This is a genomic window from Candidatus Igneacidithiobacillus taiwanensis (assembly GCF_031962545.1).
Taxonomy (GTDB): Bacteria; Pseudomonadota; Gammaproteobacteria; order Acidithiobacillales; family Acidithiobacillaceae; genus Igneacidithiobacillus; species Igneacidithiobacillus taiwanensis.
Genome location: NZ_JAVRKK010000004.1, coordinates 47,021 through 55,163 on the forward strand (window position 1 = coordinate 47,021; position 8,143 = coordinate 55,163).

The following is an 8,143-nucleotide window of genomic DNA, read 5'->3' on the forward strand; positions in this document are numbered from 1 at the left end:
TAAGTGGCGTTGTATGCTCTGCCGCAGAACAGCTGCCTCTGCTGCGTACCTACCCTCACGCCAACCTGATCGCCATCATGACCACCCCTTTCGAGCAATGGACCCGAGCCTTCCGCAACGCTAAGAACATCAACGCTATAGCTTGATCGCCTAACACATCACCACGAAATCATTCAGACAGCGCATAACTGGGGACGCTTTCCCCTTCTGAACCTATTGAATTCAAGGCGGGGCGATAGGTCCTGCCAACCACAAGCAAATGCTACTGCCGAGGATCTTTTTTAGTCCGCTCTGTTGCGTGGGCAAGAGCCTTGCTCTTCGGCAAAAGGAGCGCGAGACACCAACGCCCCTGAAAAAGCTTGCCGTTCAAACTCCGGGAGAGCCTTCTCAGTATATGACGCGGCTGGACGGGGGAACCATGCGATCCTCTCCGTTCTTCGGATCGATGACCAGGGTAGTGCGCTTCTGCAGGTTGATGTGCTCCCCGCGCAACGCCAGCAAAGGCTTGCGAGCCGATCCGGTTGCCCTGCTCATCCCTCCAGAGGGGATGGTCGCCATCGGGAAGGTATCCTCGAAAAGCTTCCGTCGATTTCTGGCTTCAATGTCCCGCCAGTGTCCCAAAAAATCAACCGAAGGTGCAGCATTTCTCTATTGGTGCGAAGAGGGAGACTCGAACTCCCACGGTCGAAACCGCTGGAACCTAAATCCAGTGCGTCTACCAATTCCGCCATCCTCGCGACTGCGCTATCTTATCCTCTCGGGACTTCCTGGACAACGACGGAGTCACAGATGGCCAAGTCTCCACAACGAGTACGCCGCCTCTTGGCGGTAGAAGCCGCCCGCATCATGGTCGAGGAAGCCGTGGGGGATTTTCGCAGTGCCAAGGAAAAGGCAGCGCGTCGCCTAGGGGTGGATGCGCAACAGCACTGGCCCAGCAATACCGAGATCCATTCCGAGCTGCAGGCCCGATTGCAACTCTTCCATGCCGACACCCAGCCCCTCGCCTTGCGACATCTACGCGAAATTTCCCTGCAAGCCATGGAGTGGTTGCAGGCCTTCCAACCGCGCCTAGTGGGTTCGGTGCTCGAAGGCGATGCTACGGAGCACAGCAAGATCACCCTACATCTCTTTGCCGATGCGCCGGAGTCGGTGATGTTTTTTCTCCTCGATGCCCAGCAGGAGTACGAGGAAGGCTGGCAGCGCCTGCACTTCGGTGATGGCCCAATGCGCGACTATCCCCTTTTTACCCTCGACTACCAGGGCGTCCCCCTCCGCTTGGTGGTGTTTTCCCTCGACGAGGATCGCCGCAGCCCTGCCTCTGCCCGCGATGGCAAGCCGTTGCGGCGGGCGGGCGTTGGCCAACTGCGCCGTTTGTTGGCGGAGGCTACTCCTGCGCCGGAAACGGCAAGCTCGCATCCTTGGGACGAAGATGTTGCCAACTCACCAGGATCAATGCCGAGATGATGCCCAGCATGCCGAGGAATTCCCAATGGTCGGGGCGCTCCTGTAGCTGCCACCAGGCGGCCAAGACGCCAATGATGGGGGCGATGAGGGTAGCGATGCCCGCCACCCCAGAGGGAAGAACACGCAGGGCAAAGAGCCACAATAGATAGGCCAGAGCGGTACCCAAAATCACATTGTAACTGAGGGCGGTAATAAAGACCGGGGTCCAGTGCACCTGCCAGCCCTCGAGACCCAGAGCCAGAGCAAGCAGCACCAAGCCGCCAATCGAGGCCTGCCAGAAGGTGGCATTGATGAGATCCTGGCCAGGCGGCGCAAAGCGTTTGTGCCATATTGCCGATGCCGCCCAGGAAAAACCCGAGATGATGGCAAAGAAGGGGCCCAACCACGAGCCCCCGCTGGCTTTCCACGGCTCGAGTACGATCACGAGCCCCAAAAATGCCAGGAGCACTGCCGGCTTTTGTAGCCCGTGTAAACGCTCGCCAAGCACCGGCCAAGCCAAGAGCATGAGCCAGATGGGCATCATGTAGACGAGGATGGCGGTCTTTCCCGCCCCGGCGTAGTGCAGCGCCAGGAGGCTGCCACCAATGAAGCCCGTGCTCTGCAGCAGGCCGTAGGGCACGATGTAGACCAAGGGCGGCAGACGCAGACTGCGCTTGAGCAAAAGCAGGGTCAGCAGCAGGATGGGGGCGCTGAGGCTGACGCGCAGGGCGGCGAAGAGGAGGGGCGCACAGTCCGCCACCGCCATTTTCATCAGCACCCAGTTGTACCCCCAAATTACACCGAGGAGCAGAACCGAGGCAAAGGCCCAAGCGGTTTCGCGCGACTGCATTGGTAAAAATCCTTGTGTTGCCTAAAAAAAGCCGGGGGCTGGCCCCCCGGTACAGAGTGCAGCGACGTTAGCGCTTGGCGCGATCGTACTGGGCGGGCCAAGCCCAGTCTACCCCCAGAGCCTGCGCCGCCTGCAGCGGCCAGTACGGATTGCGCAAGAGCTCGCGCGCCAGGGCCACGGCATCGGCCTGGCCGGTAACCAGGATCTGCTCCGCTTGCATCGGTTCGGTAATGAGCCCGACGGCAACCGTGGGCAGTCCGACTTCCCGTCGAATACGCTCGGCAAAGGGCACCTGAAAGCCTGGGCCGGCAGGAATTCGTGCGTCGGGAGTCATGCCGCCGCTACTGCAGTCGATCACGTCTACGCCAATCTCCCGCAAGGCCTGCGCGAGAACCACCGACTGCTCGATGTCCCAGCCGCCGTCCACCCAATCCGTTGCCGAGATGCGTACCCATAAGGGCAGTTCTTCCGGCCAGCATGCACGCAGCGCCCGCGCCACTTCGAGGGGAAAGCGCATGCGCTTTTCCAGGCTGCCACCATAGCCGTCTTGCCGCTGATTGCTCAGGGGCGAGAGAAAACTATGCAGCAGATAGCCGTGGGCCATGTGCAGTTCGAGGATACGAAAACCGGCACGCCGGGCGCGCTGGGCAGCCGCAACGAAGTCAGCGCGCACCCGATCCAGTTCTGCCTCCGACATCTCCAGCGGAACCGTATGTTGCGGGCTGAAGGGGAGGGGGCTGGCACCGATGGGCTGCCAGCCGCGATCCGAGCCCGGCGGTAGCGGCGTTCCCCCATGAAAGGGTGCGGCCGTCGACGCCTTGCGTCCGGCATGGGCAATCTGGATGGCAGCCACTGCCCCCTGCTGATGCACGAAATCGACAATGGGGCGTAGGGCTTCGGCCTGGGCGTCGGTCCAGATGCCGAGATCGTCGGGAGAAATTCTTCCCTCGGGGCTTACTGCCGCCGCCTCGACCATGACTAGGCCGGCGCCACCCACGGCGCGGCTGCCCAGGTGCACCAGGTGCCAGTCGCTGGCTACGCCGTCGGGGGTGGAGTACTGGCACATCGGGGCCATGACGATGCGATTGCGCAGGGTAACGCTGCGCAGTTGCCACGGGCTGAAGAGGAGCTTGCTCATTGCTCAGACCGCAGGTGCTGGGCGAATTCGCGCAAGGTCATTTGCCAAGCCTCGGCTGCCGCCTCGGGGCGATAGCTGTCGCGACGATCGCTGAAAAAGCCATGGGGCGCTCCGGGGAAGACGCTCAGGGTATAGCGCTTGCCCGCCGTACTCAGGGCAGTAACGATGCGAGCGTGCTCCGCTGGCGTGATGGAGTTGTCTTCGCTGCCGTAGAAAAGGGTTAGGGGCGCCTGCATGGCCGGCACGTGATCGAGCAGCGGTGGACGACCGGCGGGGTCGGATTCCGGTGCAATCCCCCCACCATAAAAGGCAACGGCACAGGCGACATCCGCAGCCAACGCCGCATTGGCCAAAAAGGTGTAGCGTCCGCCCATGCAGAAGCCGACCACACCGAACTTTCCCTTTACCACTTCTGGGCGATTGCGCACGGCCGCAATGGTCTCCCGCGCCTCGTCCATTACCACGGTATCTTGCAGGGTGCGAAGATGCGCGATGGCGTTCTCGAAGTCGCTGTAGGCGTAGACCTTGCCGTGGTAAATGTCGGGGATGATGGCGGCGTACCCTTCCGCCGCCAGGCGCTGGGCGACGTCCTTGAAATGCTCATTGATGCCAAAGGCTTCGATGAATACCAAAACCAAGGGGAAGGGACCGTTGCCGGTAGGGCGAGAATAGTAGGCACGAAGATCGGGACGAACTTGCAACCATTCCGATTGGATTGAGGTCATGGCATTGCTCTCCGGTTGGGGGAAGGACGCAGAAAGCATACCGACCAATCGGTATCTGGGCAAATCCCGCCCTTAGGGGGCAAGGCTAGCGATAAATTGCTGCAGTTGTCCGAGACAGGTTTGATAGCTGCGTAAAGATTGCATGTTCTTGCCCAGACCCACGCAACCCTCGATGGCAGCAACCACGAAGAGGGCCGCCTCTGCCGGGTCGACATCGCTACGCACGTTTTGCTGTGCCTGGCCACGACGCAGGGCGGCAGCAATGACCTGTACCCACTGATCGAGAATGCGTTGCAAGCTCTGGCGGAAGTTCTCGTCCAGGGGGCTCATTTCTTGGATGAGATTATTGAGGGGGCAACCATAGCGCAGAATGCGCTCGTCGGCGGCGGCAATCTTTTCCGCCAACAGTTGCTGTAGGCAGGCGATGGGATCGCTGCTCTGCTGTAGCGGCGTGAACCAGCGCTCACTGAGCTGCGGCGCGATCACGTCTTCCACCACCGCCAAGCCGAGTTCCTGCTTGGTGCCAAAATGATGGTAAAGTGCGCCTTTACTGACCGAAGTTTTGGCGAGAATGCGATCCAAACTCGCTGCTTGGAAACCGCTTTCCAAAATTTCGTTGTAGGCCGCCGCGAGCAGATCGGTACGGGTCTGCTCCGGATTTCGGGTCTTTCGAGTGGCGATAGGTTGTACAGCGTTCATGGCGCATGTATTACCAACCAATCGGTATCTTGTCAAATGGATGGGCGTAGAATTTGCTTATAGATAGCCACTGCCATCTCGATCATGAAGCATTTGCCAGCGATCGTGCCGCGGTTTTGGAGCGGTCACGTACTGCCGGTGTCGACGCCTGGGTGGTCCCCGCCTACAGCCCTCGCAACTGGAGCCGGTTGCAAGACTTGGCAGAGTCGGCGGCGGGTGTTGCTGCCGCCTACGGCGTGCATCCCCTGTACTTGGGAGAGCTTTCGGAACAGGACTGGGGCCGATTGCCAACTCTCCTCGCCAAGGCCGTTGCTCTGGGCGAGATTGGCCTCGACCGCGGCGAGGACGCGCCGCCCCTGGAGCTCCAACTCACGGTCCTCGGGCGCCAGCTCGACCTAGCGCAGGAGCTTGAATTACCAGTAATTCTGCATGCCCGACGGGCAAGCGAAGATCTCCTGCAGGCCCTGCGCGCTTGGGCGCCGCTGCGCGGGGTCTGGCACAGCTTTTCCGGTAGTTGGGAGCAGGCGCGAAAAGCCCTCGACCTAGGACTGCATTTGGGGGTTGGCGGTACCGTCACGCACCCGCGGGCGGCCCGCTTGCGACGGGTACTCCAAGCCTTGCCCCTCGAGGCCCTGGTGCTCGAGACCGACGCCCCCTTTCAGCCTCCCGCGGCCCACCCGCAGCAGCGCAATGAGCCCGCCTATCTCCGCGAAATTCTCGCCGCAGTGGCCGAGTTGCTCGCCATTGCCCCGGAGAAACTTGCAGAAATTACGGTAAAGAATACCCTGATCGCCTTTCCCCGTTTGGAGCGAGAGCTGTGCTGGACGAAGCCCTGATTCGTACCCAAATTTTGCTGGGTGATGCGGGAATTTCCCGCTTGGCCGCGAGCCATGTGTTCCTGGCCGGGCTCGGTGGCGTTGGTGCCTACGTGGCGGAAAACCTCGCCCGCGCTGGTGTTGGGCGCCTGACCTTGGTGGACCACGATTGCGTTGGGATGAGTAATCTCAATCGTCAACTGGTCGCACTGCATAGCACCTTGGGGCGGCCAAAAGTCGAAGTCATGGCCGAGCGGATAGCGGATATTGCCCCCAACTGCCAGATCGATGCCCAGCAAGTCTTTCTGCAGGCCGACAATGTGCATGCCCTATTGGCCGCCAGCGGCGCGACGGTGTTGGCGGATTGCATCGACGCCATTGCCTGCAAGGCCGCCCTGATCCGCGCCGCACAAACGCTGGGAATGCGCATTTTTTCGAGCATGGGCGCCGGCAATCGCCTCGACCCGAGTCAGGTGCGCGTGGCCCGCCTCAACCAAACCGAGGGTTGCCCCTTGGCGCGGGAGTTACGCGGCCTGCTGCGCCATGCCGGTGCCAGCCTCGATCTTTGGGCGGTGTATTCCCGCGAGCGTCCGCGGCCACCAGCACCCCGAGAGGCGCCGGATCAAGGCCCCGGCGGTCGACCAAAAACGGTCAACGGCACCATTTCCTACATGCCTGCGCTCTTCGGTATCCACCTCGCCGGCGCCATCGTGCAGCATCTCCTCGCCGAGGAGCGACAAGAGCCGCCCAGTTCCGCTACTATCGAGCCATGAGCTATATCGATCTACGCGCCTTCTTGGCCGACCTGGAGTCTCGCGGCGAACTCCGGCGCCTGCGCGAACCCATCTCGCCGCGCCTCGAAATGACGGAAATCTGCGACCGTAGCTTGCGCGCCGGGGGCCCCGCCATCCTCTTTGAAAATCCCCAGGGCTACGAAATTCCGGTGCTTGGCAATCTCTTTGGGACCACGGCGCGGGTGGCGCGCGGCATGGGCGGCGAGTCATTGGAAGATTTGCGCAATATCGGTCGCTTGCTCGCCTACCTCAAGGAGCCCGACCCGCCCAAGGGGCTGCGCGATCTTTGGGCCAAACTGCCGACCTTGCGCAAGGTGTTGCACATGGCACCGACCACCCTGTCGCGTCCTCCTTGCCAAGAGGTAGTTTTGCAGGGCAAGGAAATCGATCTCGAACGCTGGCCGATCCAGACTTGCTGGCCAGGGGACGTAGGACCACTGCTCACCTGGGGGCTGACCATCACCAAGGGGCCGCTCAAAAAGCGCGCGAACATGGGTATCTATCGGCAGCAGTTGATCGGCCCCAATCGCATCATCATGCGCTGGCTGGCGCATCGGGGTGGGGCGCAGGACCTGCGGGAGTTCCAGCGGCAGCATCCTGGCGAGCCCTTTCCGGTGGCAGTGGCCTTTGGTGCCGACCCCGCTACTATCCTCGCCGCCGTCATTCCGATTCCCGACACCATCTCGGAGCATCAGTTTGCCGGGCTCCTGCGCGGCAGCCGCACGGAATTGGCGTCTGCCGTATCCGTGCCCTTGCAGGTCCCGGCACGCGCGGAGTTGGTCCTCGAGGGGCACATCTACCCCGATGATTTTGCCGTAGAGGGGCCTTTTGGCGACCACACCGGCTACTACAACGAGACCGAGCGTTTTCCGGTGCTCACCATCGAGCGCCTCACCCATCGCCAGCATCCCATCTACCACAGCACCTTTACCGGCCGCCCCCCGGATGAGCCAGCCATTCTTGGGGTGGCGCTCAACGAAGTATTTGTGCCCCTGTTGCAGAAGCAGTACCCAGAAATTCTCGATTTTTATCTGCCGCCGGAGGGCTGCTCCTACCGTTTGGCGGTGGTACGCATCCGCAAGGGATATCCCGGCCACGCCAAGCGGGTCATGTTTGGGGTTTGGGGCTTTTTGCGCCAATTCATGTACACCAAATTCATCATCGTCGTAGACGAAGACATCGATGCCCGCAGTTGGGCAGACGTCATCTGGGCGATGACGACACGGATGGATCCGGTGCGCGACACGCTACTGGTAGAGAACACCCCTATCGATTACCTCGATTTTGCCTCGCCGGTAGCGGGGCTCGGGGGCAAGATCGGCTTCGATGCCACCAACAAACTGCCGGGCGAAACGCAGCGGGAATGGGGCACGCCCATCCGTATGGATGCCGAGGTGAAGCGCCGGGTAGATGAGATTTTGGGCCGTTTGGAGAAGCCGCTGTTTTGATAGGCGGCAAAAATTGGAGCGGGTGATGGGAATCGAACCCACGTCATGAGCTTGGGAAGCTCAGGTTCTACCATTGAACTACACCCGCGAATGCTCCATTCTATAGAAAGAACTGGAGAAAAGGCAACATTGTGTATGCGTCCACCACCTTTGGCACTGTGGTAGATGTTGGAGGAGGAAGGATAGCGGTGGTTTCTGTCCGAGTCGATGGTGTGGCCGTTCGGCGTTGTA

At 61.2% G+C, this 8,143-nt stretch carries 9 protein-coding genes and 2 tRNA genes; 4 read left to right on the forward strand and 7 right to left on the reverse strand.

Annotated elements, in window-relative coordinates; genetic code table 11:
* Window positions 1-387 precede the first annotated feature (387 nt).
* Complete coding sequence (locus tag RTI30_RS01420) at window positions 388-534, reverse strand: hypothetical protein (protein ID WP_312283315.1); 147 nt, start codon at window positions 532-534, stop codon at window positions 388-390.
* A gap of 118 nt (window positions 535-652) precedes the next feature.
* A tRNA-Leu gene (locus tag RTI30_RS01425) sits at window positions 653-737 on the reverse strand.
* Window positions 738-789: 52 nt separating this feature from the next.
* Between RTI30_RS01425 and RTI30_RS01430 the strand changes: the two genes are divergently transcribed.
* Window positions 790-1,464 carry a nucleotidyltransferase gene (locus RTI30_RS01430; protein ID WP_312261504.1) on the forward strand — a complete coding sequence of 225 codons (675 nt, stop codon included), beginning with the start codon at window positions 790-792 and terminating at the stop codon, window positions 1,462-1,464.
* On the opposite strand, the gene RTI30_RS01435 is transcribed toward RTI30_RS01430, so the two are convergent.
* From RTI30_RS01435 to RTI30_RS01450, 4 genes are all read right to left on the reverse strand, one after another.
* On the reverse strand, window positions 1,385-2,293 hold the full coding sequence (locus tag RTI30_RS01435) for a DMT family transporter (RefSeq protein ID WP_312261506.1): 909 nt from the start codon (window positions 2,291-2,293) through the stop codon (window positions 1,385-1,387). The two genes, RTI30_RS01430 and RTI30_RS01435, sit on opposite strands and share 80 nt — an antisense overlap.
* A gap of 67 nt (window positions 2,294-2,360) precedes the next feature.
* Window positions 2,361-3,431, reverse strand: a complete 1,071-nt coding sequence (locus RTI30_RS01440) for an NADH:flavin oxidoreductase/NADH oxidase (RefSeq protein ID WP_312261508.1) — start codon at window positions 3,429-3,431, stop codon at window positions 2,361-2,363.
* Window positions 3,428-4,156 (reverse strand): dienelactone hydrolase family protein, encoded by a 729-nt coding sequence (locus RTI30_RS01445; RefSeq protein WP_312261509.1) that lies wholly within the window; start codon window positions 4,154-4,156, stop codon window positions 3,428-3,430. The genes RTI30_RS01440 and RTI30_RS01445 overlap by 4 nt, the downstream gene beginning before the upstream one ends.
* A 72-nt stretch (window positions 4,157-4,228) precedes the next feature.
* Window positions 4,229-4,855, reverse strand: a complete 627-nt coding sequence (locus RTI30_RS01450) for a TetR/AcrR family transcriptional regulator (protein WP_312261510.1) — start codon at window positions 4,853-4,855, stop codon at window positions 4,229-4,231.
* Window positions 4,856-4,908: 53 nt separating this feature from the next.
* Between RTI30_RS01450 and RTI30_RS01455 the strand changes: the two genes are divergently transcribed.
* From RTI30_RS01455 to ubiD, 3 genes are read left to right on the forward strand one after another with little or no spacing between them, the layout of a single operon-like run.
* Complete coding sequence (locus tag RTI30_RS01455; protein WP_312261512.1) at window positions 4,909-5,691, forward strand: TatD family hydrolase; 783 nt, start codon at window positions 4,909-4,911, stop codon at window positions 5,689-5,691.
* The gene (locus RTI30_RS01460) at window positions 5,673-6,443 is read left to right on the forward strand and encodes a tRNA threonylcarbamoyladenosine dehydratase (RefSeq protein ID WP_312261513.1); all 771 of its coding nucleotides are present in this window, start codon (window positions 5,673-5,675) and stop codon (window positions 6,441-6,443) included. The genes RTI30_RS01455 and RTI30_RS01460 overlap by 19 nt, the downstream gene beginning before the upstream one ends.
* Window positions 6,440-7,912, forward strand: a complete 1,473-nt coding sequence (gene ubiD / locus RTI30_RS01465) for a 4-hydroxy-3-polyprenylbenzoate decarboxylase (RefSeq protein WP_312261514.1) — start codon at window positions 6,440-6,442, stop codon at window positions 7,910-7,912. The genes RTI30_RS01460 and ubiD overlap by 4 nt, the downstream gene beginning before the upstream one ends.
* A 14-nt stretch (window positions 7,913-7,926) precedes the next feature.
* On the opposite strand, the gene RTI30_RS01470 is transcribed toward ubiD, so the two are convergent.
* Window positions 7,927-8,000: transfer RNA gene (locus RTI30_RS01470), tRNA-Gly, on the reverse strand.
* Window positions 8,001-8,143: the final 143 nt, after the last annotated feature.